Origin of the sequence: Rhizobium sp. TAL182 (genome assembly GCF_002117725.1) — a bacterium.
GTDB lineage: Bacteria > Pseudomonadota > Alphaproteobacteria > Rhizobiales > Rhizobiaceae > Rhizobium > Rhizobium esperanzae.
This window is the reverse complement of the sequence record NZ_CP021024.1, coordinates 3,430,866-3,457,335: the sequence shown is the minus strand read 5'-3', so window position 1 is coordinate 3,457,335 and position 26,470 is coordinate 3,430,866. Positions and strand designations below refer to the sequence as shown.

Genomic DNA, 26,470 nt, shown 5'->3' with positions numbered 1-26,470 from the left:
CCTGTTATCAACCGGGATACCAGACGATACGAGGCTCCTCCCTTGAACGCCGGTATTCCCAGGCTGAATCGATGAGCTTTTCCAGATCGTAGACGGGGCGCCAGTCCAGGAGGAACTTCGCCTTGCTGTTATCCATCCAGTTCGAGTGGTATTCACTCGGGATGTCGACGGAGCCGAGCCCGCGCGTGCGGGCGAGATGAGCGGCGACTTCGCCGTAATCGACCGGCCGATCCATCGCGATGTTGAAGAGCTGGCCCACGGCACGCGGATTGTCGATCGCCGCCAGGATCGCGGAGACGAGATCGTCCACATGGACGAAATTGCGCTTCAGCGGCCGCCCGTCGGCATCGCGCAGCAGCGGCACCGTGCCGTCGCGCGCATAACGTTCCGCATCGGCCGGCGGCACCAGGCTCTTCCAATCCGGCCCGCCGAACACGTCGTCGCCGAAAGAGAGGGTAAACTTGAAATCGTCCTTCTCCATGATCCAGGGCGCGCGCAGACAGCAGCTGTTGATGCCGTATTGGATGGCGAACTGCTCCAGCATCACCTCTTCCAGCACCTTGGAGAGCGCGTAGCAGCCGGGATATGCCCGATGCGGCGTCTTTTCGGTCACCGGCCCGTCGTGACGATAGAAGAAATGGCCGATGCCGGCATCGCCGCCGATGAGGATGAACTGGCGCGCTGTCGGGTTTAGGCGAAAGGCCTCGAGCAGCCAGAACAGCCCCTTGACGGTAACATCCATCACATCGTCAGGCGTTTCCTTGCAGGTGGCGAGATGCAGCATATGGGTGACGCCCGCCATCGCCGCTGTCACAACGGCGCTGTCGGCGATCGAACCCTTGATGACCTCGATGCGGTCGGACTCTTCGATCACGCGGTTGTGGCAAAGCGCGCGAATGCGTGCATTGGAAAACTTCGGCTCGTCAAGCAGCCCAGATATGAAGCGCCGCCCGACCTTGCCCGTAGCCCCGGTGACAAGGATCAGCATGGTCTCTCTCCCAGCAACAGCTAATATCCCAGCGTTTCCGGCGTCAATCTGTATTTGCGCGGCGAAGTAGATTTTTGCTTGAGCGGGCCGGTTAGGCCGAGATTTTATTGACCATTCCTCGGCCATTTGCGTAAATGATCCTGATCGCTTTTTCGGGAGGAGATCGGGAGAGCGAGATTGCAGGGGGCTGGCGTCCGGTGCGCGACGGCAGCCTGCGGGTTCCGGGGAGGGTGGTCGGCTGGCAGCGGTTCTCGAACTTACCAATATTTCCAAGCATTTTGGTGCCATCCAGGCGGTGAACGACGTGTCGTTTACGCTCGAAGCCGGCCAGGTCGTCGGTCTGATGGGCGATAACGGCGCGGGAAAGAGCACGCTGGTCAAGATGATCGCCGGCAACTTCCGGCCGAGCGAGGGCACGATGCGGCTCGACGGCAAGGAAATCGTCATGCACCGGCCGGTCGAGGCGCGCCAGCACGGCATCGAGATCGTCCATCAGGATCTGGCGCTCTGCAACAATCTGACGGCCGCGGCCAATGTCTTCCTCGGCCGGGAGCTCCGCCGCGGTGTCGGCCCGTTCCGCGTGCTCGATTACAAGACGATGTACCGGCGCGCCGGCGAGATCTTCAAGGAATTGAAATCGGAAACCCGCCCACGCGACCTCGTCAAGCAGATGTCGGGCGGCCAGCGGCAGGCGGTGGCGATCGGCCGCACCATGCTGTCGGAAGCGAAGATCGTGCTGATGGACGAGCCGACCGCTGCGATTTCGGTCCGCCAGGTGGCCGAGGTCTTGAACCTGATCCGCGAATTGCGCGACCGCGGCATCGCGGTCGTGCTGATCAGCCACCGCATGCCGGACGTCTTTACCGTCGCCGATCGGGTGATCGTCATGCGCCGCGGCCGGAAAGTCGCCGACAAATCGATCGCGTCGAGTTCGCCGGAGGAAGTGACTGGTCTGATAACAGGCGCCATCGAACAGGTTTGAGCGGCGCGACACGGGCAGAAAAGAAGGTCAGCAATGGCAGTTACCCTTGACCAGACGATTGCGCAGAGAGAGCGAAGCCGGCTTTCGGAGTTTGTCGGCAGCCAGACCTTCTGGGTGCTGGTCGCCGTCATTCTCGCCTGCCTTTTCCTGTCCTTCGCCACCGATTCCTTCGCGACGGCGAAGAACCTCTATAACATCACCCGCAACGTCACCTTCGTCGCCATCATTGCGCTCGGCATGACGCTTGTGATCATCACCGGCGGCATCGACCTGTCAGTGGGCTCGGTGCTCTGCCTCTGCAGCATGGTGCTGGCTGTCACCATGCATGCCGGTTATGGCATCGAAATCGGCATAGCGGCCGCGATCGGCACGGCGCTTGTCGTCGGCGCCTTCAATGGCGTGATGATCGCCTATCTCGATTTCCCGCCCTTCGTGGTGACGCTCGGCATGCTGTCGGTGGCGCGCAGCCTGGCCATGGTCGCCTCCAACAACACCGTCGTTTTCCAGTTCGGTCCCGACCACGACAAGCTCCTGGCGCTCGGCGGCGGCGCCTGGTTCCTCGGCATCGCCAATCCGGTCCTCTACATGATCATTCTGGCGCTTCTGACCGGCTTCGTGCTGCGCTGGACGCGCTTCGGCCGCTATATCTTCGCCATCGGCGGCAATGAACACGCCGCAACACTGACCGGCGTTCCCGTGCGCCGTATCAAGGTCGCCGTCTACATGATCTCGGCGCTGTCTGCCGGCATTGCCGGCATCGTCCAGACCGGCTGGCTCGGCGCCGTCACCACCAATATCGGCGCCGGCATGGAGCTCCAGGTCATCGCCGCCGCCGTCATCGGCGGCGCCAATTTGGCCGGTGGCGTCGGCACCGCCTTCGGCGCCCTGGTCGGTGCGGCGCTGATCGAGGTGATCCGCAACAGCCTCGGCCTGCTCGGCATCAACGCCTTCTGGCAGGGGACCTTTATCGGCGGCGCGATCGTGCTGGCGGTGCTGTTCGACCGGATCCGCAATTTCAGGCAGAGCGAGTAGAAGTCCTCTTCTGCCTCGGGCAGGGTCTGACCCGATCGGCCATCTTTGACGGAGGGGTATGCGTTGCAGCGAAGGCTGGCAGCTATTCTGATCGCCGACGTCGTCGGCTATTCAAGGCTTGTGGAGAAGGATGAGGGTAAGACGCTTACTGCCCTTGGCGAGCTGCAGGCCACGACGTTTCAGCCGCTCATCATCGCACATTCGGGACGGCTGGTGAAACTGACAGGCGACGGATTTATCGCGGAGTTTTCCTCGGTGGTCGAAGCTGTGTCCTGCGCGATTGCCATGCAGAATACGGCAGCAGAGCATCGGAGATCGTCCGACCCTGACAGCAGCATTGTCTACCGAATGGGGATAAACCTCAGGGATGTCGTCGTTGAGGGGGACGACCTTCTAGGGGATGCGGTCAACATCGCCGCGCGCCTGGAACAATTGTGCCCACCGGGCGACGTCCTGATGTCGGGCTCCGCGTACGAGCACCTCGCCGGCAAGATTGACGCAACGGTCGAATACGTTGGAGAGCAGCATCTCAAAAACATTTCACGGCCTATCAAAGCCTATCATCTGCCGCTAAGCGGATCTCAATTCATATCGCACAAGAGATCCAGTTTGAACGGACCGGCCATAGCAGTTCTCCCCTTCGAGAATATCTCCGGCGATCCGGGACAAGCCTATTTCAGCGACGGCATGACCGAAGATATCATCACTGAACTGGCCAGGTTCTCGGAGCTGATGGTGATTGCCAGAAGTTCATCTTTTGCTCTGCGTGGGCGCACAGCTGATCCGCGTGAAATCGGACGGCGCCTGGGCGCGGGCTATATTGTTGAAGGTAGCGTTAGGCGAGCCGGAGATCGCGTGCGGATCGCGGTGCAACTCGTTGAAACGGAGGACGGCACCCACCTTTGGGCGGATCGTCACGACCGGTTGCTCGAAGATATCTTCGTTGTTCAGGAGGAGATTGCGCGAAGCATCGTTGCGATGGTCGCCCAAAGGGATGAGTTTGGCAGGAAAAGACACCTATCGTCTGATCCTCGGTCCGTGTCGGACAACCACGATGAAGCGCCGGTGTGCTCCGCCGAGAGCAGTCATGCCGGTTCTGCCCCAGCCACCTATGAGCGTGACTCATACGGAGTCCGGAAGGTGGGTGTACCGCAGCCTACGCTGCCGGTGGGCGGTACCGGATCGACTTCGCTCTTCCCAAGGCCTGGATCGTATCCTCGACTTCAAGGAGCACGGTGGTCTCAATAGAGCTGAGCGCGCCGCCGGCGCCGATCGCAAGCGTGACGGCCGCCATCGATACGTTGTCAGGCGCCTCCCACAAATTCCATCCGTCATGCTCCCCGAAGGCGTACCAGAATCCATGGAGTTTGCCGCCCACGGATTCGATATAGCTGCGTGCCGCCTCTCGGCGATCCTCAGGATTTTCGATCATGCGCGCCCAGGTCTCGGGCGTGTAGCTGAAGCGCGTGAGATACATGGCCATGGTCTGCTTCCTCCGCCAGAGCGATAGAGTAAACGCCCAAGCCAAGAGGAAGGCGAGTCACTCAATGTGGCTATCCGGCTCTCCTGCGTCCGCACCGCCAGCTGCTGTTGCATCAGAGGGGCAGGGCTATGAAAAGAGATCTGGGCTTGATCGCGGGCGTGGCTTGACCGCGAGATCCCGCTTCAATTCACCGGTCGCGCTTGTTAGAATGGCCAACGGCGCGGCTGCCCGCCCGGATGCGCAGACTGGCCGAACCGTCAAAGGCGGCGGAGATGGAACAACAGCAACTCAGTCATCGACTGGCCCGCGACAGCGATCTGGACGACCTCAAATTGCTGATGGATGCGGCTATCGCGGAGAACCAGAAACCCTTTCTGACGGCCGAACAGATTTCTTCGAGCCGCGCCATCATGGGCCTGGATAGCCAGCTGGTTGCGGACGGCACCTATTTTGTCGTCGAGATCGACGGGGTTCTGGTGGGGTGTGGTGGGTGGAGCCGACGCGCAACGCTCTATGGCGGCGATCGCACGCCCGGTCGCGATGCCGCTCTCCTCGATCCTGCCAGAGACCCGGCCCGCATCAGGGCGATGTACACGCACCCGAACTTTACACGACGCGGCATCGGCCGACTGATCATGGCGCTCTGCGAGGCGGCGGCGCACAAGGAAGGCTTCCGGGAAATCGAATTGATGGCGACGTTATCGGGTGAACCGCTCTATCGCACGTGCGGATATCGCGCCATTGAACGCGTGGAAGACGCACGCGGCGGCGCAAGCGTTCCCCTGATCAGAATGCGAAGGCCGCTCGAAGCCTAGGCGAGAACGCTCTTTTTGCCGTCGTCGCATTGTGGCCGGTCGACTGCTTCCGTCGTCTCTTTACTGCGTGGAGAAACGGCTCAGCATCCGGTCGTGGACATTCTCCTCACCGACGATCATCGCGGCAAGTGCTATGGCTTTTTCGCGGTCGGCGGGCTTTGTTATATAGCCTTCGAGCAGCACGACAGGGCCGAGCATCCTGACCTCGATAGCGCTGCTGTCGATGTCGGGATCAGCGGAAAGGGCCGCCTCGATTGTTGCGATGGTTGCTGCCGAACTGTGGCCTTGCGAAAAGCGCTCTTCGTGGTTGTTGTCGGGGCCGAACTTCATCTCCTCCTCCCGTTCCGCCCCTCCACGGACCTGCAGGTTACATGCATCTGTTATATGAACCGCAGGTGCCGCCCTTCCAGTCCGACTTAGGTCCGGCTTTTCCCCGGCATCACCTGCCTTAGATGCTTCCCGTCCGATTGAAGGGACGCCTCAGGACGTTCCTGGTCGTTGTCGTGAAACACCGCAGAGACCTCCTGGCGAAGCGCCAACCTGCCGATCCCGCGGTCCGCGTTTCAGCGGATGCGGGAGGCTTCTTGTGAGGGTAAAGGAAAGAATGGCAATGCAGACGGTCGATATTGTGGACTGGCACACGAGCGAAGACTTCGCGCCTCTGATGCTTGTGATGGACCGTCAGGAAAAGCACAGGCTGGTCCGGTCGCTCGGCGAGGTCGCCGGCGCGCTTATCGCCGCCTGGCCGACGGACGACGGCCGGGAATATATAGCAGCTGTAAAGACCTGCCTGGATGCGATCCAGGGCAATATTTCGCCCAATGAGGCGCGCGCCGCCCTCATTCGCGCCGCGGAGGAAGCCGGGATACCGGTGATCGCGGTTGTTCACTGAGACAGTGAAAGAACCCAGCGGCATATGCGCAGCCCCGTTCGGGCCGTACGAAATCGTTGGCCGGCCGGCGATCGCGGCTTACCAGCTGCCTTGCCGCTGCTCGCAATCGGATCTCGGAAGGTTGTCTCAAGGGTATTGTGGATCGCACAGGGCCTAGGGGTGCGCGCGGAGACAGGAGATGCTCCCTCTGCGCGATCCGAAGCAATGAACGCCCGCGCGTCGCGAGAGTTGCCGTACGGTGCCGTACAGAGCAAAGTACTTCCGCAAAAAAAGCCCCGCTGGATCGCGGGGCTGCGAAGAGTCGGAAAGGACAAATGCGAAGTCGACTGAGCGACGATCACATCCGCACTGCTAACGCGCCGGTATTGAAAGAAGTTCCTGCGACTTATGATCTTGTTGATACGGCTCAGAGGCGATGGGCGAGTGATGGTATATTTATAACCTTGCGTTGAGACACTCTAATCGCTCCGTTGATCTGATCGCGAACGGAGAGAAGAGCATCTCTGTTATTTCGGTGTCACCATTGGCTCTCCGCCCTTGTCCCCACAGCAACTGAGCAATTCTCTGGCGCAAGCTTAGAAACGCCTTCCGGCCCCTATGCACCTGTCGTTTTCCTGTGGTCACCCCTCCGGGAGCGACGAAAACCGGCTGGCGTCGAACGGACCTGTGGCGGCGACCGGAACGGGATTCTCGTCTGAAGCCGCGACATTCGCCTCGCGATGGACCATGCGTGGGGAAAGGCGAGGCGCGCTCAAGCCAATCGCCGCACCGGGAGAATGCAGCGCCCATTGCATCAGCGCCGCTTCGGACGTCGATCCAAGGAAATCTGCTTCTTCCCAGGACGCGGTCATCGGCAGGGAGGCGATCATGTCGGCGCCCTGCCTGGAGGTCTGCTGTGCGGCAACGACGGGGTGGAAACGAGCGTGAGCCGGCAATGCGGGCGGCCGTCTCTCCGGAAGTGCTGCAATCGGGCCGATCGAGGCAGTCACCAGTTTGTCGTCCGCGCCCGCGTTCAGGGCGAGGGGGCGCATCGCCGGGATCGGAATCGGGAGAGATAAAAGGTCGGGAGCGGAGCCTTTGTCATCCCGCTCGACCGCGCCGGTCTGCTGCGCTAGCGCATTCAAGACCCGGCTTCTCGACGTCGGCAGCAGCGCCGTCACCAGCTTGTTGTCTGTTGTGCCGCCGCTCGGGGTGGCGGAGGCTCCCGTGTCTTCGTCTTCTCCGGCGGTGCTGGCGATCTCGATCGAGCTGGAACTGACGCGCTTCCTGTAGTTCGCAACCGCCTGATTATATCCCGGCAGGGGCCGGCCATCGGCCGGAAGATGCATCGTCTTCCCATTCGGGAATATGCGCGCGAGTTCCTGCCGGGACATGCGGGGCCAGGCCCGGACATTGCCGACGTCGAGATGCACGAAGGGCGATCCCGAGGTTGGATAATATCCGACACCGCCGACCTGCATCTGCATGGCAATGGCACGCAGTGTCGCAAGCTTCACGCCGGGAATGTAGAAATCCATCGCCTTGCCCAGCATGTGCTGGCTCTTCTTGGCGACGCCAGTGCTGCGCGAGCGGTTGCGCAGCATGTTGTTGGTGGCAGGGGAACGATAGGCGGAGACGACGTGGATATAATCCCTGCCGCCGCTCTTCTTATACACCTCCCAGACCAGATCGAGCAGCCGCGGATCCATCCGGGTCGGCTCGTTCCTTCGCCAGTCGCGCAGAAAGCGATTGATCTGGGCGAGGCCTCTTGAATCGAACTTTCCATCCCGCTTGTAGGTAATCGTCGCCCTTTCGCCCGTGTGGGTAAAGAACAGCTTCAGCGCCCGATCTTCCGCCGAGGCGAGGGATGCAGAACCGGCAAGCGCCGGCAGCGCAAACAGAGCCGGCAGAACGGTGTGCGCCGCGAAGCGTTTAGCACGCGACAGGAGCGCGGCAATTCCGCCCAAGGCTTCACCCGATAAACCCTGTGAATACTCCAACACGAACAATCCCGTCCCACACCAAACATTCGACGACGGGCGGAAACCTCCGCATCCATCAGGCCTAGTAAAGCCAGCTTATGGTCAACAAAATGCTAACGAGCGCATGTGGAGGTTTGGCGAATTGAAGATGTGGGCCGCCCGAGGCGTCAAGCTCGTGAATGTGCGCACCATTTTAAGCTTGATCTGGGTGAGGCGGTTTGGATCGAACCTTCCGTCGCGCCCCTCTCGCCCGTATGCGTGAAGAACAGTTTCAGGGCACGACCTTCCGCTCAGGCTGGCCGTCGCCGTCTGATCATCTTACCCGCCTGCGGGACCTGAATGAGCAACAAAAGGGACTATCAAATGCCGGCCAACGGCGAAACAGCCGGGCCATTCAAAGCGGTGCCGTCGACGGCGAAATGTGAGCCATGGCAAGGACAATCCCAGCAGCGCTCAAGGGAATTCCAGTGCACGTGGCAGCCTATGTGTGTGCAAGATGCCGATTGTTTGTAGAGCACCCCAGCCTCTGTTCGGAAGGCGGCGATCTTGGTCAGCCCCTCCCGGACAATGGCGCCTTCACCGGGCTGCAACTTGTCGACGGAATCGAGTTCGCCAGGCGCGACATACTCTGCGAAATTCTTGATCGCCGTCGCATTCTCCATCAGGTAATCGCCGATCGCCCGGGGCGTCTTCCGCGAGGGCTCGTAAATTTCCCGCCACGGACTGTCGCCATTGAGCATGAGATCGCGGATCAACAGTGAAGCGACCACGCCATGGGTCATGCCTTCGCCTGAATCGCCGGTGATGACGAACACGCGTTGATTGCCGGGATTGCGGCCGATGAAGGCGGCGTAGTCGATCGTCTCCATCACCTGCCCAGACCAGCGATGGGTCTCGGCTCCAATATCCGGCATCAGACGCCTGGTCCATACCGTCAAGGCGGCGAAGCGCTCTCCGGCATCGTCGACGGCGCCTGTTTTGTGGTCTTCACCGCCGACGATGAGAAAGTCCGTCGCGCCGTCACCGGGTTGCAGACGCACGTAATGATAGGGATCTTCCATGTCCCAATAGAGCCCATCTGCGATCGCCCCGCGTTCGATCTCGAAGGCCATCGCATAGGTCCGATACGGCGCTTGCTTGGTGTGAATGGCGACACGGTCATTGATCGGCGAGTTGGTGGCGACCACTGCCCATTTGCCGGTAATGCTGAAGCCGGAGTCCGTCGACACACGAACACCGCCTTCGGTCTCCTCGACCTGCTCGACCACTGTGTCGCAGAAGAGTTTGCCGCCGCGAGCGCGAATGCCCGCCGTCAGCCCACGGAGATATTTGAGCGGATGGAATGTCGCCTGACTGGCATAACGAAGCGCGGGTGTCGCAGCGCACCCCGCAAATGGCAGGCCTGTGACTTTTTCGACCGCGGCGCCGATTCGCAGTGCGGCGTCGAATTCGCGTTTGAGATCGGTTTCCTCTCCTTGGGACGATGGAAACAGGAACCCGTCGACACGTCTGAAATCACAGTCGATACCTTCGGTCCCCCGGATCGCCTCTATACGGTCGATCGCCGCCGATTGGCTCTCATAGAACCGGCGAGCCAGGTCGCGCCCTCGAAGATCAATCAACTTGGAGAAATAGTCGTCGCATATGGATGACAGATGCGCGGTCGTGCGGGCCGTCATGCCGCTGCCTATCTGGCCGCGATCGATGACATCAACCTTCTGTCCTGCAAGGGCGAGTTCGTAGGCTACCGACAAGCCGGCAATTCCGGAGCCGATGACAACGACATCGGCCTCATCATTCCCAGTGAGTGGAGTGGCGTCGGGCATAACCCTGAGCGAGGCCCACAAGGAGACAGTTCTTTCGTCGCTCACATTCATGGCGCACATCTCCGAACAAGTATTTCCTAAATTGAAGAAGGCACGCAAAAGTTCCGCCGGGACTCTGCCAAACCTGCCCATTGGCAGACGGCGGCGAATGGAATCCGCCACGAAGGCCGAATACCATCGACAGCCTATTGCGGCGGAAGGCCGGCGCGCGCAAGGTCTGCTGCGGCGTGATCCATAATAGAAGGATCTCGGAAGTTCCAGGTCTGCCGCCACGACTGGATCGTCGCAGTCGGAGCTGACTTGAGCATCTTCTCGACGGCAGCTCGGGCGTCTGCCTCGCGTCCAAGACGCACATAGGCGATGGCTAGTTGCAATGGTGCGTCGGCGAAATCCGTTGTCTTCAAAACCGCAACTGCATCTTCGTTCTTGCCAAGCACGATGTAGATAAAACCTCGCACATAGTTGAAAAACCAAGATAGCGCAGGGTCCCGCGCGGCCGCAGCGTCGGTCAGTTCCAGCGCCTTTTCGGTTTGACCGGCTTGTAGAAAGATACTCCCTGCGTCGGTAAGCGTGAACGCATTGTAGGGTGCCACCGCAATGGCTTTGTTCATTGCCGCAACAGCGCCATCATGGTCCCTTTTGAGGGTCAGGAGCCAAGCGTTGAGCCAATTTGCCAGTCGCACCACTTGCGGGCTCAGATTCTTGTCTGCGAGGACCTGATTAACCAGTCGCTCCGCCTCCCGAAGATCGTCCTGCGGGTCAGAACTGTAGAGCAGCGCAGCGTTCAACCAGTGAGACCACCCCCATTCGACGGTCAAAAGAGGGGAGCCAGGGAATGTCTGCAGGCCCTGTCGTGAAATCTCACCGGATCGTTCGATACCTTCCTTCGTGTAGAGGTTCAATTGGCTTTCCGCGCGCAAGTAGTAGTCGTATTCAGCAAGATTGGTGCTATCCTTACCCCAGGCCTGACTGTAGTCCGCTTTGCGAATGGCTCCGAACTCGCCCGTCATCGCGCCCACGATCTTGCCGGTCAACTCATCCTGAAGCGCCCATGGGTCAGTTCCCGCCTTATCGAAGCGGTCCGCCCAGACATGGTCTCCGGTTTTGGTGTTGATAAGCTGTGCAACGATGCGCACTCTATCGCTTTCCTTACGCACGCTGCCCTCGACGACATAGCCGACGCCCAGTTCCTTGCCGATCTGGCGGATGTCGCCTTGCTTGCCCTCATACGCAAACGACGAAGTTCGCGAGACGACCGCAATGTCAGAAAAGCGCGAGAGGATCGCGATGACGTCGTTCGCCAGCCCTTCTCCCATGTACCCAAGGCTCTTGTCGGCACTGAGATCAGCGAAGGGCAATACGGCGACAGAAGGAATCGTACGAGGGCCCGCAGGAGAGACCATGGTCAGCGGATTCTGTAACGCCATCCATGCGGCCACCAAGGCGACGATGGTTGCCGCGGCCCCAATGGCCCACCATCCTCGGCCCTTCCCGCGCTTGTGTCGAATGCGTCGGCGTGGCGCGGCGTCGATGCGCACTTGGTAGACATCGACAAGCTCTTCGATGTTCTTGACCTTCTGCCGCCCAACGGAATCGAAGGTAAATGCAAGTTTGTTCTCGACCTCCTTCGCCACCTTGCCGGAAACGCAGATCCCGGCCGGTGGCGCGAGTTGCTCCAGCCTGGCCGCGACGTTCACGCCTTCGCCATAGCGGTCGTCACCGTCCACGATCACTTCGCCGATGTTGATACCAATGCGAACGTTGAACCTGTCCTCCTCAGGAACAGCGGCGTTGCGCTCGGTCATCCCGCGCTGCAAAGACACGGCACATTCGACGGCGTCGACCACGCTGCCGAACTCCGCGAGGAGGCCGTCGCCCATGAGCTTGAAGATGCGCCCATGATGCCGCGCGATCTCGGGCTCGAAAAGCTCGGTGCGGCGCGCTCGAAGACGGTCAAATGTGCCCGCTTCGTCTTGTTCCATCAGTGCGGAGTATCCGACCACGTCGGCGGCTAGAATTGCAGATAACCTGCGCTCCATGTCTCAATCCCCCGACATGAATTCTCCCCAGACATTATACACCATTTTGCCGCATGTTTCGGCGATGGCTAATAAACATCCGTCGGAGCATTCGGCCGGTGGTGCCCGATGCCGCTGCGGCTCTAAAACCGGGAATGGAACGGCACGGTATCGGATCGAAGATCACCGGAATGCATGCCGCGTCGATCGGCTGCAGCGACTTCCGCTATAGGAATGGAAAGCGGAGGACGCTCATCGTCTGCTTCCATGTCATGCGCGACGAGAACCAACTCATCGAGGCGATGGGCATGCCTAAATCCGGATCTAATTTGATGGAGGAGCGGCAGACGTGGCGCCAGCGTTCGGCTGAGAACTCGCCGTTCGTTCGGCTTGCGTGGCGTGCGGCGGTACCAGGAAATCGAGCAGACCGTCGCTGCGCAGATCGGCGGTTCTCTTTTCCAGAATGTCGCCAATCAAGGTCGTCAGAAATTCTGCCGTCATATGGTTCCAGTCTATGATGAACGGAACACCCCTGCTGCTGGTCAGGCATTTCTCCTTGTCATAATCGCAGTGAAGCTTGACGATATCGATGTAGGTGAAGGGAAGACCGGACGGGAAAAATGGCAGTTGCTCCAAAGGCTGGTTGGGCGGCGGATAGCTCGCTTCCCGCAGGCATATGGAGGCATCGGATTTTCTCTGAAACATCAGCCCCAGGCACGAGTGCAATTCGTCGAGCTGGAAATAATTTCCGAAAACGAAAACGCGCGCGTTATCTGAATGGCTTTTCATCCAGGAAATAAGCTCGAACCTGAACGGGTTGACGGTGTATTCGAAAGGCCGAAGGCTTGTGAGGAAGATTGCTTTGGTTCGGCTGAGCAATGATTTGTCGTTGATATATTTTTCAAAGGGAATGCAGTATTTGTCGTAAATGCTGGCGCGAGAGGGGGCCTTAACAATGTCGTTCTTGATCTCCACCATGCAGTTCAAGTAGCTGACTGCGACGATCTGATATCGGTCGGTATCGATGTAATTTTTGAGCGCGATCGACCAGTTTCTGGCGTGCGAGTCCCCAATGATGAAGATAATCGGTTTCCCAGCCTGAATGTTATCGTTCAAGCTCAGAAAAGTGCTTTCGAGCCGCGCCTCGTTCGCCTGCGCGACAGGTGAATAGACGTCATCCAATCTGTTGGGAAAGCCGGCCATAGTGATTGCTGACAGGACAGCAGCCGCGATGGTGACAACCGAGGAGCTGAGGGTGATCCAGAGAGCGCGGCTTCTCCTGGTGTGGCGCAGGGGCTTTTCGATGACGACGAAGCTGACGACCGAGACCAACACCGTCACTGCGACGGCGAGAAGCTTGTCACCATTATCGAAATGCAAGCTTGTCAGCCGCGAGAAGGCGAAGACCGGATAGTGCCACAAATATAAGGAGTAGGACACCAGTCCGGTGAGCGCCGCAGGCCGAGAAGCCAACAGGCGCCCGACCGCGTTCTCACGGCTGGCGAATGCCAGCACCAGACAGGTCCCAAAGACCGGGATGACAGTGACCAGGCCAGGATGAACCGTGCCCTTTTTAAACAGGATGAGCGAACCCAGAACGAGGACAAGCCCGGCCGCTGCGAGCAACGGCTGGGGGCGAGGGCGCCCACGCCTCAGCTCGTAATAGGCGAGAAGTGTTCCGGCCAGCAGTTCCCAGGCCCGGGTGAGCGGCGAATAGAAGGCCTGTTGCGGATCGTGCCGTACCGTGAGGAAACAGAATACAAAGCTGAGGGCGGCCGCCATCAACACGCATGGCAAAAACTTTGATTTCAGGTATCGGCGCACGATCAGCAACAAGACCGGAAAGGCGATATAAAACTGCTCTTCGACGCTCAATGACCAAGTGTGAAGAAAAGGCTTGAGAAGGGTATTGGGCTCGCCGTACTGGGCCGCAGTGAAATAAAAATAGATATTCGATCCAAACAGCAGCGACGAACCTACGGAGTTCGCGTAATCCGTGAGTTCCAATGGCAACAAAAAATAATAGGCGAAGGGCATCGTCGCGAAAATGACTGCGAACAATGCAGGCAGAATTCGCCGGGCGCGCCGGGCATAGAATTTCAGGAAATCGATACGCCCCGTCGCTTCGATTTCCGTCAGCAAAATCTGGGAAATCAGGAAGCCGCTGATCACAAAAAATAGGTCGACGCCAATGTATCCACCCTGAAGCAAGGTGTGGCCGGCAACCGTGAACTCGGCGTGATAGAGAATAACCGCGATCACCGATATGGCCCTTAGGCCGTCAATCTCTGGTCGGTAAACCTTCAATGCTAACGCCTGCCTTGGATATCGAGAGCGTAGTTTGGTCGCGCGCAGGGGTGGCGCTTTTGGGCTGACCTAACACAGAGATCTTCGAGGGAGAACAGTACGGCCTGATAAAAGCTTTGGGGGCGGGACCGATTTCAATCTTTATTTTCTGTGCTGTTGTAAATCAGCATTCCGGAACCCTCGATGGGCAATCGGAAGGAGCGATGCAACCGCAGTTACCTTCGCAACAGGCTGCCTTGATTTCTGACGTGTCACTGAGGGCGCTCGCCCCTGAGGCGTTCATCGCCGGAGACAGGCTGCCAACAACAGTCGCAGCTACGAAGACCGGGGTGATCGAGACCGTAAGGCGGTCCAGCCCGCTTTCGAGGAGTGGAAAAGCATGAAGGCGATTGGCTCGGGATTTCAGGGCTGATCGCCTTCGCCGGCCTCACAATCGGCGGCATTGTCGCTTATATGAGTGACGGGCGGTGACTTGGGTGCGGCGCTGGCCAAAGATCACCTGAGCCGTGTCGTGCGCGCTGGATAAAAAAAGCCCCGCCGAGACGGGGCAATAAGTTGAGGACGAAACCGCGCGTCGGAAGTCAGAGGCTTGCGAGCGCAGGCATCTTGCGCGGTCTCAATGCGATAACGATTGGCGGCCATCCTGGTTCCTGTGCGATTTTGGACAGATTATTTGCTCTCGATGCAACGGGTTCCGTTTGCACCAAAGAAACCCCGCAAGAGCGGGGATCAAGGAATGGGGGTGTTTGTGGGCACAACGCGTCGGGGCGCTGCAACGACTACTTTGCACAAGCTGGAGATTTTTCAATAATATTACTTTTAACAATTCTGCGTCCACAAATGTGTTTTTCAACTAATGGATCTATTTTTGGATTTCGCACGAAAACACAAATTGACTTCTACTTGCAGTGATATTTCGTATCATTGGGGCGGGCTGCTCAGCGATCACTTGCTCACCCCAAGCATTGTATCTCCTGTACGTTGGGCGGCCACTCTCGCTCTCACAATCAGCCACACCAATCGTTGCGCTGCTTGGGGCTCCAGCTGCGAGCGAAGCCTTCAAACCGGCGGGCCGACAGCTTCCACTGAAGCTACTCGACAGCACGACACCGCGGCCGGCGCAGCTATCTTGCGCTATGAGCCGGTCAAGGCGCCGCCTCCACCGGCCGCGGCAATGCCGCAGCCATCAGGCTTCGGTTATTCCCTCGGCGGCCCGCCCCGCCGCTCCAGCGCCGTCTTGCGGATGGTCTCCGCGATCTCCGGACTACTGCTCGACAATATCTGGAAATCCACGGCGTAGAGCGACAGCAGCGATACCTCGGTTGCTGCGCTGACCGTCGCTGAGCGAGGATCGCCACTGATCAGCGCCATCTCGCCAAAGAAGTTTCCGGCGCCGAGTTCCACTGGATGGTCGGGTGTCGCCACGGTAACCCGCCCCTCGACAATGAAGAACATCTGATCGCCAACATCGCCCTTGCGGCAGATCACGGCACCTGCGGGGACAATGCGCGGTCGCAACGCCCGAACGATCTCGATCAGTGCAGCGGAGCCAAGCTTCTGGAACAGGGGTACGGCAGCGACCAATTGCCAGTTGCGAACGAAGTCTTGGCGGCGAACCTCTTCGTAGAAGCCGGTGGCGAGGATGCCGGCCCAAAGAGCAAAAATACCGATCCCGCTCATCATCACCAATCCGGCCAGAACTCGACCTGCAAGACTCTGCGGGATCTCGTCACCGTAGCCGGTCGTCGACAGCGTCACGACCGCCCACCACATCGCCTGCGGAATGCTGCCGAACTTATCGGGCTGGACGTCTCGCTCGATGATATAACCGGCCAACGCAGCGCCAAAAAGAACGATGCCGAACACCGATGTCACGCCAAGCAGATTGCGCGATTCATTCGCGACCACCTTTGCCAGCAGCCTGAAGAAGGTCGAGTCGCGCAACGGCTTGAGAAGCCAAATGGCGCAATAGAGGTCTCGATCACGGGACCCAACCAACAAGAATGCAGCAGCCGGAACCAGAACCGCGAGCAAATCGATCACGAGGGCCGTCATATCCCCCGACAAGCGGCGCCGTCGTGAAAGCAATGTGCCGCCCAGTTGGAGAACATAGACCAGCCAAATTGCCGCAAGTAGCAGCTCAAAGACAAGCCTCTCCTGTCCAGTAAGGCCCTGCGTCGTCAGTGCGGCAACGACCAGGAGACCGATTGTAGCGAACAGCGCGTTGAGCGGCGTCGAAATCTTTGAGAAAGGCACTGCCGACATTACATACTCCCCACGCCCGGCATTCGTGGACAATAGATACCTTCGGGCCACACACAAGGGAACGGGGACTGATGCAATGTGTCTTCGCACCAAAGAATTTGGCAGCCGGAATCGCGTTGCAACATTTCACGGAGCCGCCCACCTGTGAAAGTCGATAAGGTGGACTTTTCGGAAAAAGGCCCTACATCCGCTCTATCGTCGGCAACCGAAAACGTAGGCGCTGACGGCTGAGGGTTATTCTGTGCTCCCGCCTGCAAAACAGCGGTGTGCACCTATGGGCAAGCCCCCCTACGACCCGTTGAAATCCTCCCGCGCTCTCATCCAACGATCATACGAGTTGCTGGCGTCAACCAGTCGGCTCGTCTCAGCGGAACGGCGGTTCCAGGAGTTGGCCGAAAACGGCCGCCCAGACCCAGCGTCTAGTCAACGCGAGGCCGTGTCCCGGGAAAGTTGAAAGCTTATGCTGGCGGTGTGGAGCGCACTTCGGTGGGCGCTCGAATTCGTCAGCAAAGCCTTTGGAAGCGCAACGGTGCTAAGTGCACCAGTCATTCCGCTGCTTCGGGCTCCACGTCAGAGCAAGGCCTTCCGCAGCAGCTTCTTGCCGATTTCTTCACCATTCGTCCGGTAGATGTTGACGAGCGGCCGGTGCGTTTGTGTTTTGTCCACCGCGCTGCTCCATTCGATCCGCAATCCCTTTTCAGCCAAAAGCTCTTTCAGCCTTCGCTTGGCGATCAGCGCTAGTTTCCGTTCCTTGATGCACTTTGCATGCGATCCTATCTCCGGCGTATCGATGCCCGAGACGAACGGAACACCTTCCCCAAGCAGCCGCATATTCCGGGCGCCGGTCGCTATTCGAACCGGCGCTCGATAGGCTCGGCGTCAGACGCTTCGACGGGATCGGTCGGTGATCGGCGCTGCGCAGCATCCATTGACGTCTGGCGCGACAGATCACGACTGTCTGCGAAAGCTGTAGGCAACTGCACCAACGGCCCGCTTCCTATGTGCTTCCTGGCACCTCGAAACAAACCACGGATTTTTCACTAAACTGTTGATTTGTATGGCGCACCCGACAGGATTCGAACCTGTGACCTTTGGAATCGGAATCCAACACTCTATCCAGCTGAGCTACGGGTGCATGCCGAAGGCGGTTTGAATCGCCTGTCCGATGGGTGGTTCTTAGCCTAGCTTGCGGCCGGCTTCAATCGCGAATTTCTCAGAATTACCGATGCTTGCGGTTTGGCACGTGTTTTTATCTGTCGGCCTCCGAGAACGCATAAAAAACTCCGCCGGCCTTGCGGGCGGCGGAGCTTGGTTGTCTGGCAGGGCCCCGGTGGCGTCAGATCTGCATGGCGCCGGGGCCGGGGATGGCTTTCGGCGGCACCTTGCCGAGGATGATCATGCCGAGCACCTCGTCCTTGGTCACGTCCTCGGTGCGGGCGTGGCCCACCACCTGGCCGTTCTTCATCACCGAGACGCGGTCGGCGAGGTCGAAGACATCGTGGATGTCGTGGCTGATGAGGAAGATGCCGATGCCTTCCTTCTTCAGCTGTTTGATCAGCTCGCCCACCTGCGCCGTCTCCTGGGGGCCGAGGGCCGCCGTCGGCTCGTCCATGATCAGGATGCGGGCGTTGAAGAGGATGGCACGGGCAATCGCCACCGATTGCCGCTGGCCGCCCGAAAGCGCCTTCACCGGCTCCTTGAAGCGCTTGAAGTTGGGGTTGAGCCGCCCCATCACCTGGCGCGCCGAGGCTTCCATCGCCACGTCGTCGAGCGTGCCCCAGCGGGTCTTCAGCTCGCGGCCGAGATAGAGGTTGGCGGCGGCGTCGACATTGTCGGCAACTGCAAGCGTCTGGTAGATCGTCTCAATCCCGTATTTTTTGGCGTCACGCGGGTTGCGGATGTCGGCCGGCTCGCCATTGATCAGGATTTCGCCCGAGTCGCGCTTGTAGGCGCCGGAGAGGATCTTGATCAGCGTCGATTTGCCGGCGCCGTTGTGGCCGAGAAGGGCGACGACTTCGCCGGGGTAGAGATCGACCGAGGCATTGTCCACGGCGTGGATGCCGCCGAAGGAGATCGAGATGTTTTTCAGTTCCACGAGGGGAGTGCGTTGATCAGCCATATCTGGAGCTCCTCTCACTTGGCACGGGCGCGGTAGACGGTGTCGAGCCAGACCGCCACGACGAGGACGGTGCCGACGACGACGCTCTGCAGCGGCGTGTCGACATGGGCGAGAACCATGCCGGATTGCAGCGATTGCATGACGAGCGCGCCGAGCATGGCGCCGGCGATCGTGCCGGTGCCGCCCGCCAGCGACGTTCCGCCGATCACGGCGGCGGCGATGGTGTAGAGCTCGTCGAGCGTGCCCTGCGAGTTGGTTGCGGCGTTGAGACGGGCGGTGGAAATCGCCGCCGCAATGGCTGCGAGCACGCCCATCAGCGCGAAGATGCGCACCGTCACCCAGCGGGTCTTGATGCCGGCGAGTTCGGCCGCCTCGGGGTTGCCGCCGATGGCAAAGACATAGCGGCCGAAGCGCAGGCGGGTGGCAATGAAGGTCATGATGATGCCGACGACGATGGCGATCAGCACCGGTACGGCGATGCCGTAGGGAATATCGAGGCCGGTCTCGGGCCAGGGGATATTGTTGGTCTCGGCATATTTCTTGGCGATGTTGATCGGCCAGTAATAGCTGTTGGCGATCGAGACGGCGCCGAGGATCAGGAAGCAGCTGAGGATCGCGAGAAAATATTCCGCCCAGATCGGCCGGCGCGGAAAGCCGAAGCGGCGGCGCTGATGGCGCGAGCCGATGATGCTGGCGATGACGAAGAGGCAGGCGGCGATGCCGACGATCCAGCTCCAGGTGGCGCCGATCGAGCCCTCCGCGCCGCCGCCCATGATGCGGAAGGTCTGGTCCATGGGGGCAACCGTCTGGCCGCTGGTGACGAGCCAGGTCGCGCCGCGCCAGACGAGCAGGCCGCCGAGGGTGACGATGAAGGAGGGAACGTTCAGGAAGGCGATGATCATGCCCTGGAAGGTGCCGATCAGGCCGCCGGCGATGATGCCGATCAGCAGCGTGATCACCCAGGTGAAGGGGCTGTCGAAGCCGATATATTCCGGCAGGATCTTGGCCTGCGTCACGCCCATGATCATGCCGCAGAGGCCGAGCACGGAACCGACCGACAGGTCGATGTTGCGGGTGACGATGATCAGCACCATGCCCGTCGTCATGATTGCGATGTCGGTCGTTTGGACCGAGAGGTTCCAGAGATTGCGCGGGGTCAGGAACAGGCCGCCGGTGATGATGTGGAAACCGATCCAGATGATGATGAGCGCGCCGATCATGCCGAGCAGGCGCGTGTCGATCTCGGTCGCGCGGAAGAAGCGGGTCACCGGATTGGCTTCCGCCGTTCGCGGCCCGCTTGATGTCGTTGATTTTACCATTTCGGCCATGGGTTTGCCGTTCCCCCATTGTGTTTGGACGGCTGCGCCGGCGTGCCTGAAATTGTGGGCGGCGTCATCGTCTGTTCTTCAACTGACCATCGCGATGCTTCCGGAAACCGTGGCGTGGCGACGCGACATCCTTCCGGCAGGGAATGCAAATCCGCGATGGTGCGGCGAGGCGGAGAAAACTTCGTCGTTGGAATTCCCGTCCGCATCCGGCGCCGCAGCGGTTTCCGCTGCGGCGCCGGCTATTCTAGTTCAAAGCTCGCTTATTTGCAGGCAGCAACCGTGCCGGCCTTCACACCCTGGCAGGCTTCAGCCTTGGAAATCCAGCCGGCGTCGATGACGACGTTCAGATTGTCCTTGGTGATCGCCAGCGGCTTCAGGAAGACCGACTGCATTTCCACGCCCTTCGGGCCGCCCTTGAAGGCCTGTGCGCCATCGATCTTGCTCATGTCCTTGCCGCCGGCGAGGTCGAGAGCGATTTCAGCAGCGCGCTTGCCGAGTTCGCGGCTGTCCTTCCAGACGGAAACTGTCTGCGTGCCGAGAGCGATGCGGTTCAGCGCCGCCTTGTCGCCGTCCTGGCCGGAAACCGGAACGGAGCCGGCGAGGCCCTGGGCGTCGAGCGCTGCGATTGCGCCGCCGGCCGTGCCGTCGTTGGAGGCGACGACGGCGTCAACCTTGTTGTTGTTGGCGGTCAGGAACTGCTCCATGTTGCGCTGGGCGTTCTCCGGCAGCCAGCCGTCGGTATAGGCTTCGCCGACATTCTTGATCTTGCCGGCGTCGATCGCAGCCTTCAGCACTTCCTGTTGGCCGGAGAACAGGAAATCGGCGTTCGGGTCGGAAGACGAGCCCTTGATGAAGACGTAGTTGCCTTCCGGCTTGGCTTTGAAGACGCCCTCGGCCTGCAGGCGGCCGACTTCCTTGTTGTCGAAGGTGATGTAGAAGGCGGCCGGGTTTTCGATCAGACGGTCGTAGCCGACGACCGGAATGCCTTCGGCAGCGGCCTTTTCGATCGCCGGGCCGATGGCGTCGGAATCCTGGGCAAGGATGATCAGCGCGTTGGCGCCCTGCGAGATCAGCGATTCGACGTCGGTCAGCTGCTTAGCGGCCGAGGACTGCGCGTCAGCGGAAATATATTTGGCGCCCTTGGCTTCGAGAGCCTTCTTGATGGCGGCTTCGTCCGTCTTCCAGCGCTCTTCCTGGAAATTCGACCAGGAAACGCCGACGACGAGATCGGCAGCCATGGCGGCAGTATGCACGGAAACGAGAATGGCAGCCCCTGCCATCAGTTTCATAATAGACTTCATAATTGTCCTCCCGAGTGAGTTGCGACCGGCCCAGCCCACGCTTCCTCCGGCCACCGCGAAAGCTGCCGAGATTTTTTTCTCGACAGTCGAGAAATTAACTGTCAGAGATTTTTTCAACTGTCAACTCTGCATCGCCGGCTTAATTGGCTTGCGCAAAAGCGACCGGAGATGCAGGGGAAGGTGAGGGCGATGAAGAGCATGATGCCGAAAACCGTGAACGGTTTTCGGGCGGCATCATGGTCTCACAAAGCAGGAGGAGAGGGCGGCATCCATGCTGACCAAGTCGAGCACGGAGCTGGTCCGGCAGAGAAACAGCGTGCTCGTGCTGTCCGTGCTGCGGCGCCACGGCGCGCTCGCCCATACCGAAATATCCGATTTCACCGGCCTGTCCTCGGCCACCATTTCGGCGATCACCGCCGATCTGGAACGCGCCCACATCATCGAAAAATCCGAGCAGCAGGCGGCAAGCGGCCGCGGCCGGCCGCGCGTGCTTTTGCGCCAGCGGCGCGATTGCGGCTATCTAATCGTCGTCATCATCTCTTCGGATGCGGTGCAATATTCGCTTGTGGATTATGCCGGCAAGCTGATCGACCGTTTCAGCGAGGAGCGCTCGCATGATCCGGCGGGTGCCACCCGCTTCGTCGCCGCGGTGCAGGCCGGGCTTTCGCGCATTCTCGATCGTTCCCGGATCTCCCAGGACAAGGTGCTGCTGATCTCGATCAGTTCCAAGGGCCTCGTCCATTCCGCCGAGCCGGTCCTTCTGTGGTCGCCGATCTTCGGCAGCGACCAGATCGATTTCGAATCGGCGCTGCGGCCGGACTGGCAGGCCAAGGTCATTCTCGACAACGAGACGCTGCTCGTTGCCGCCGCGCTCGGTGCCCGCGAGGAGATCGCCAAGGGCGCCGATTTCCGTTCGCTCGCCGCACTTTCGCTCGGCCACAGCATCGGGCTCGGAATCGTCCGGCGCGGCGGCCAGACCGGCCAGGAGATCTCGGCTCCTAATTTCGGCCATATGCTGCACATGGCGGGTGGCGGTCTCTGTCGCTGCGGCACCCGCGGCTGCATCGAGGCGTATGCCGGCTTCTACGCCATCCTGCGCAGCGCCTTCGAAGTGCCGCTCGATACGATCCCGGCGAAATTCGTCCCCGTCGCCGAGCTCGACAAGATCGCCGCCCGCGCCCGCCAGGGCCACCGCACCTCCACCTTCGCTTTCCGCCAGGCGGGGCTGGCGCTCGGCAACGGCGTGTCGCGCATGCTGAGCCTCACCGAACGCATGCCCATCGCCATCACCGGCCCTGGCACCCGCTACTACGACCTGCTGCGCCAGGGCATCGAAGAGGGCCTCGGCCAGTCGCATATCGTGCGCATGGAAGGCATGCCTGAGATCCGCATCGTCCCTGAAGAACCCATCCTCGTCTTCGAAGGTCATCTCAACCGGGCGCTCTCGGTGATCGACCAGGATATTGTGGTCTCGGGTATTCCGGGCGGGGAGTAGTGGTTCCCCCTTCGCCCCAGCGGGGAGAAGGTGCCCGAAGGGCGGATGAGGGGGCCACAACCGCCGACAGAGATTTCTTTAAGTCTCCGTCAATACTGTTTTAGGCCTTGGAGCAGCTGGTAGCTTGGACCGGCCGGCCTTGCGTCCGCGGCCCCCTGATCCGACCCTTCGGGCCACCTTCTCCCCGCTGGGGCGAAGGGGCCAGGCTCCGTCGAACTCTCCCTTTTCGCTGTGAGGAGGTGCCTTTTTGAGCCTATCCCACAAACGCAAAACGGCCGGGCAGAGCCCGGCCATCTCATGCACGACTTCCGGTCGGGAGAGGACCGTCAGCCGATCTTGATGAGCTTGCCTTCCTTGACCGACTGGACGGCGGCGTCGGCGAGCGCCAGCGCTGCCAGACCGTCGGCGCCCGATGGCGAGATCTTCGTGCCCTTTTCGATCGCGGCGATGAAGGCGGCGATCTCGTTGGCATAGGCTTCGGTGTAGCGGGTCATGAAGAAATCATGCAGCGGCGGGCGGGTGTAGCCGTCGCCGTTCGCCACTTCGATCGAGACCGGGCGCTGGTTTTCGGCTGCCGCCATGCCCTTGGAACCGTGCACTTCGATGCGCTGGTCGTAGCCATAGGTGGCGCGGCGGGAGTTGGAGATGACGGCCTGCTTGCCGGATTTGGTCTGCAGGATCACCGAGACGCTGTCATAGTCGCCGGCTTCGCCGATCGCCTTATCAACCAGCACGGCAGCGGTCGCCAGCACGGAGACCGGCTCTTCGCCGAGCAGGAAGCGAGCCATGTCGAAATCGTGGATCGTCATGTCGCGGAAGATGCCGCCCGAGCGCTTGATGTAATCGACCGGCGGGGCGCCTGGGTCGCGCGAGGTGATCGTCACCATTTCGACATCGCCGATCTTGCCGTCGTCGATCACCTTGCGCACGGCCATGAAATGCGGGTCGAAGCGGCGGTTGAAGCCGACCATCAGCTTGGCGCCGGTCTCTTCCACCACCTTGATGCAGGCCTTGACACGGGCGACGTCGAGATCGATCGGCTTTTCGCAGAAGATCGCCTTGCCGGCGCGGGCGAAGCGCTCGATCAGGTCGGCATGGGTGTCCGTCGGCGTGCAGATAACGACGGCGTCGATGTCTTTGGCGGCTTCGATTGCCTCGATGGTGCGGACATCGCAGCCATAGGCCGAAGCGATCGCCTCAGCCGCCTGCGGAAAGGCGTCCGCGACGGCGACCAGAGTCGCATTGGCGTCGCCGCTGACGGCCTTGGCGTGAACCTTGCCGATGCGGCCGGCGCCGAGAAGACCAAATCTTACAGTCATTCCAATCTCCCTTGAATTCGGAACAAATAAACCGAATTGCCAAAAATCTGAAATTTTCATTCCATCATCTTTGCGTCGCGTCAAGCCCGCGACTCTTTCACATTTGCAAGATTCAAACTAAAGGACAGTGCGACAAAATGCGACCGCGGGGACAGACATGCAACTGATCGATCCGAACCATCCGGCATACCAGCGCCTCTGGGTGCGTGTCGGCATCGTTGCCGTCTGCTTCGGCTGGGCCGCGGTCGAGATTATCGGCGGCGATCCCTTCTGGGCGGTGATCTCCGCGGCGGCCGGCGCCTATGCCTTCTATATGCTGTTCTGGACCTTCAAGTCGCAGGCGGCCGAGCCGGTTGTGCTGCCTGATGCCGAGGGAGAGGAAGAGCCCGAGACATCCGCGGAAAGGCCTTCGAAAGGCGGGCAGGCGGAATAATCAGCGGGCAATTCGCCGCAGCGCGTAGGCGATCGGCTAGCATCATCCGCTTGGTCTCAGCCCAATAATCGAAGCGCGCCGCGCTCGTTCCGATGCGCGCCGCGCTTGACATCTTTGTTCGATATTATCGCAAGACTGGCGCACGTTCCGCGTGCAGCGAGCCCGGTCTCCGCGCATTCCCGTCCTGTCAGAGTGACAATTCCCTAGCTTGCGCGTCGATCTTTTCGCAGGCATTGCCGAAGGGATCGCGTATCGATACGAGCGGCGAGACGCCGAGAAGGAGAAGCGCTTTCAAATGCGACCAGCCACCTCCGAGCAACGGCGCAAAGGGTGTCATCACGCTGCGTTCCTCTTCATAGAGACGCTGGTACTCTGCAAAATTGCAGAAGTTTTCGTGATTGCTGTTCTTCAGATGGAAGGACTCGGCCGCAGCACCTTCGGCTAGGATAACTTCGTGCGTATCGAGCATGACGGCATAGTAGTCGATTGAGCCGTCGGCGGCGGGAGCGACCGGTGCGATCGTCGTGCCGTTCACGAGCTCCTTCACCTGGATCAGAATGCCGTTCAGGTATAGCGCATGGCCAGGCGACAGATAGAGATCCGAATGTGGGGTGCGCCCGTCCAGTGCGTGGCGGCAAACCCGGATCGGCACGACGTCTTTTTGCCAGCGTGCGCCGCTCTTCTTGAAGCTTTGGCGGCCGACCCACTTGACCGCACGGCTGCTGCCGTCCGGAAGGGCAACGCGATCGCCGACGCTGAGATCCTCGACGGGCTTCTCACCGCCATCCGTCAGGATCGCCGTTCCCCGCAGGAAGCAATTTGCGCCGCTGCCGCCATGGCCACCTCTTCCGCCTGGGCCACCGCTCCCGCCGGAACCTCCGTGTCCACCGGAGCCGCCCCGTCCCCAACGCCGACCCATCGCTTTGGCCGGAGAGGTGGAAATTGCCGTGGCCATGGCCGCCACGCCGGCGAGACGAGCGCCGGCGGCTGCCGCTACGCCTAGAAAATGTCTGCGCGCAGTGTTGCGCGGCTGCTTCGGATCTTCCGTAGATGACATGCGGGCGGTCTCCTGAAAACATTAAACCGCTCGATGCTACAACGTGTTGTATCGCATTCAATTTCGCCAGTTAGCGCTGTGCCCTACTGAAAAGGGCGTAGGCAGGAGTTATGAGGTCGCGAAATACGCTATGTCAGATACCAAAAAGCGGGAGGTTTATATGCTACCAAAGCGCGAAAGAATCGAACTGAGTACTGTCGTGGCCGGTTGAATCGCAGGAAAACAGCACATATAGCGTGCGCGTACCGAGCCGGATGGCGGCTCCTCCATGGCTTCGGAGTGTTTACCCGCGCTCGAGATAGCTTCAGCTATGTGGCAGGCGGCGCATCGCCTCGTCGATCAGCAGATTGGCGATCATCATGCGCCTGTTGGCATTGTCGCGGAAAGGCTCTGCGACGCCGTCAGGATGATTGGCTTTGGCAAAGGTGCGCCGCTTCTCGTTCAGCGTCTGTTGGGTATCGGCGGCGGCGATCGCCAGTTCGACGGCGATCTCTTCCGGAGCAATGCGGGCGAGATGGTCCGGCATGACGGGTTCCGGCTCCGGCGGAAGAGCCTCCTCGGCCGCAGGCTCGCTGCCGAGATTGTCGAAATAAGCGTCGCCGATCCGCTGCGAGGCGACCGAGATGCCTTCCATGACATCGAATGCGAGGCCGGTGGCAAGGCCGGATACGCGGTGGGCAGCCGGCGCGTGCGTCTGTTCGGCCGGTTCTTCCTCCGCCTTCAGCCGCTCGAGCACTGATTGAAATACCGATTGTCCGAACAGCATGCGCCTTCCTCTCGACGACATAAGATCTGGGCAAGATGGCGCAGAGCTTGCGGTTAAATCGATGGAGCATGATCTCGCCCGAA

The 26,470-nt window shown here is 60.3% G+C and carries 22 protein-coding genes and 1 tRNA gene; 7 read left to right on the top strand and 16 right to left on the bottom strand.

Translation table 11 applies throughout. From position 1 onward, the window contains the following. Positions 1-7: 7 nt before the first annotated feature. Positions 8-988, bottom strand: coding sequence for an NAD(P)-dependent oxidoreductase (locus Tal182_RS17445; protein ID WP_085860232.1), 981 nt, complete (start codon positions 986-988; stop codon positions 8-10). A 187-nt stretch (positions 989-1,175) separates the two neighbouring features. Here Tal182_RS17445 and Tal182_RS17440 point away from each other — a divergent pair, with 187 nt between their 5' ends. The 3 genes from Tal182_RS17440 (at position 1,176) to Tal182_RS17430 (ending at position 4,250) form a co-directional block, all read left to right on the top strand. After that, positions 1,176-1,970: an ATP-binding cassette domain-containing protein gene (locus Tal182_RS17440; RefSeq protein WP_170965850.1), complete on the top strand. Its 795-nt coding sequence runs from the start codon at positions 1,176-1,178 to the stop codon at positions 1,968-1,970. A gap of 33 nt (positions 1,971-2,003) precedes the next feature. Continuing rightward, positions 2,004-3,002, top strand: a complete 999-nt coding sequence (locus Tal182_RS17435) for an ABC transporter permease (protein WP_064811107.1) — start codon at positions 2,004-2,006, stop codon at positions 3,000-3,002. A 63-nt stretch (positions 3,003-3,065) separates the two neighbouring features. Further along, entirely contained in the window at positions 3,066-4,250 is a 1,185-nt protein-coding gene (locus Tal182_RS17430) for an adenylate/guanylate cyclase domain-containing protein (RefSeq protein ID WP_085860230.1), read from the top strand. On the opposite strand, the gene Tal182_RS17425 is transcribed toward Tal182_RS17430, so the two are convergent. After that, the gene (locus Tal182_RS17425; protein WP_064811104.1) at positions 4,159-4,485 is read right to left on the bottom strand and encodes a GYD domain-containing protein; all 327 of its coding nucleotides are present in this window, start codon (positions 4,483-4,485) and stop codon (positions 4,159-4,161) included. The two genes, Tal182_RS17430 and Tal182_RS17425, sit on opposite strands and share 92 nt — an antisense overlap. Before the next feature lie 272 nt (positions 4,486-4,757). Between Tal182_RS17425 and Tal182_RS17420 the strand changes: the two genes are divergently transcribed. Then, positions 4,758-5,300 carry a GNAT family N-acetyltransferase gene (locus tag Tal182_RS17420; protein ID WP_085860229.1) on the top strand — a complete coding sequence of 181 codons (543 nt, stop codon included), beginning with the start codon at positions 4,758-4,760 and terminating at the stop codon, positions 5,298-5,300. Positions 5,301-5,360: 60 nt separating this feature from the next. Here the strand turns inward: Tal182_RS17420 and Tal182_RS17415 are convergent, their stop codons facing one another. After that, positions 5,361-5,630: a BON domain-containing protein gene (locus tag Tal182_RS17415; protein ID WP_085860228.1), complete on the bottom strand. Its 270-nt coding sequence runs from the start codon at positions 5,628-5,630 to the stop codon at positions 5,361-5,363. A 280-nt stretch (positions 5,631-5,910) separates the two neighbouring features. Between Tal182_RS17415 and Tal182_RS17410 the strand changes: the two genes are divergently transcribed. Beyond that, positions 5,911-6,192, top strand: a complete 282-nt coding sequence (locus Tal182_RS17410) for a DUF982 domain-containing protein (protein WP_085860227.1) — start codon at positions 5,911-5,913, stop codon at positions 6,190-6,192. Positions 6,193-6,812: 620 nt separating this feature from the next. Here the strand turns inward: Tal182_RS17410 and Tal182_RS17405 are convergent. From Tal182_RS17405 to xylF, 10 genes are all read right to left on the bottom strand, one after another. Next, a complete protein-coding gene (locus tag Tal182_RS17405) occupies positions 6,813-8,174 on the bottom strand; it encodes a DUF882 domain-containing protein (protein ID WP_085860976.1) in 1,362 nt (453 codons plus the stop codon). Between the two features lie 338 nt (positions 8,175-8,512). Beyond that, on the bottom strand, positions 8,513-10,030 hold the full coding sequence (locus Tal182_RS17400; RefSeq protein WP_085860975.1) for an FAD-dependent oxidoreductase: 1,518 nt from the start codon (positions 10,028-10,030) through the stop codon (positions 8,513-8,515). Positions 10,031-10,164: 134 nt separating this feature from the next. After that, positions 10,165-12,018, bottom strand: a complete 1,854-nt coding sequence (locus Tal182_RS17395; protein ID WP_085860226.1) for an adenylate/guanylate cyclase domain-containing protein — start codon at positions 12,016-12,018, stop codon at positions 10,165-10,167. A gap of 303 nt (positions 12,019-12,321) precedes the next feature. Beyond that, entirely contained in the window at positions 12,322-14,304 is a 1,983-nt protein-coding gene (locus Tal182_RS17390; RefSeq protein WP_085860225.1) for an acyltransferase family protein, read from the bottom strand. A 1,197-nt stretch (positions 14,305-15,501) separates the two neighbouring features. Next, positions 15,502-16,569 carry a cyclic nucleotide-binding domain-containing protein gene (locus Tal182_RS17385; RefSeq protein ID WP_085860224.1) on the bottom strand — a complete coding sequence of 356 codons (1,068 nt, stop codon included), beginning with the start codon at positions 16,567-16,569 and terminating at the stop codon, positions 15,502-15,504. 570 nt (positions 16,570-17,139) lie between these two features. Next, positions 17,140-17,400 carry a thermonuclease family protein gene (locus tag Tal182_RS17380; protein ID WP_245344788.1) on the bottom strand — a complete coding sequence of 87 codons (261 nt, stop codon included), beginning with the start codon at positions 17,398-17,400 and terminating at the stop codon, positions 17,140-17,142. Positions 17,401-17,627: 227 nt separating this feature from the next. After that, positions 17,628-17,704 (bottom strand) — tRNA-Arg (locus Tal182_RS17375). Positions 17,705-17,905: 201 nt separating this feature from the next. Further along, a complete protein-coding gene (locus tag Tal182_RS17370) occupies positions 17,906-18,688 on the bottom strand; it encodes an ATP-binding cassette domain-containing protein (protein WP_064804315.1) in 783 nt (260 codons plus the stop codon). A 14-nt stretch (positions 18,689-18,702) separates the two neighbouring features. After that, entirely contained in the window at positions 18,703-20,016 is a 1,314-nt protein-coding gene (locus tag Tal182_RS17365) for a sugar ABC transporter permease (RefSeq protein ID WP_085860223.1), read from the bottom strand. A gap of 260 nt (positions 20,017-20,276) precedes the next feature. Next, entirely contained in the window at positions 20,277-21,317 is a 1,041-nt protein-coding gene (gene xylF, locus Tal182_RS17360) for a D-xylose ABC transporter substrate-binding protein (protein WP_085860222.1), read from the bottom strand. 271 nt (positions 21,318-21,588) lie between these two features. Between xylF and Tal182_RS17355 the strand changes: the two genes are divergently transcribed. Beyond that, positions 21,589-22,812, top strand: coding sequence for an ROK family protein (locus tag Tal182_RS17355; RefSeq protein WP_085860221.1), 1,224 nt, complete (start codon positions 21,589-21,591; stop codon positions 22,810-22,812). A gap of 326 nt (positions 22,813-23,138) precedes the next feature. Here the strand turns inward: Tal182_RS17355 and iolG are convergent, their stop codons facing one another. Then, positions 23,139-24,131, bottom strand: a complete 993-nt coding sequence (gene iolG / locus Tal182_RS17350) for an inositol 2-dehydrogenase (RefSeq protein WP_064811052.1) — start codon at positions 24,129-24,131, stop codon at positions 23,139-23,141. A gap of 157 nt (positions 24,132-24,288) precedes the next feature. On the opposite strand from iolG, the gene Tal182_RS17345 reads away from it, so the two are divergent. Then, on the top strand, positions 24,289-24,564 hold the full coding sequence (locus tag Tal182_RS17345) for a hypothetical protein (RefSeq protein ID WP_085860220.1): 276 nt from the start codon (positions 24,289-24,291) through the stop codon (positions 24,562-24,564). Positions 24,565-24,751: 187 nt separating this feature from the next. On the opposite strand, the gene Tal182_RS17340 is transcribed toward Tal182_RS17345, so the two are convergent. Beyond that, entirely contained in the window at positions 24,752-25,621 is an 870-nt protein-coding gene (locus tag Tal182_RS17340; RefSeq protein ID WP_085860219.1) for a Hint domain-containing protein, read from the bottom strand. Positions 25,622-25,925: 304 nt separating this feature from the next. Beyond that, positions 25,926-26,387 carry a hypothetical protein gene (locus tag Tal182_RS17335; protein ID WP_064804303.1) on the bottom strand — a complete coding sequence of 154 codons (462 nt, stop codon included), beginning with the start codon at positions 26,385-26,387 and terminating at the stop codon, positions 25,926-25,928. Between the last annotated feature and the right edge of the window lie 83 nt (positions 26,388-26,470).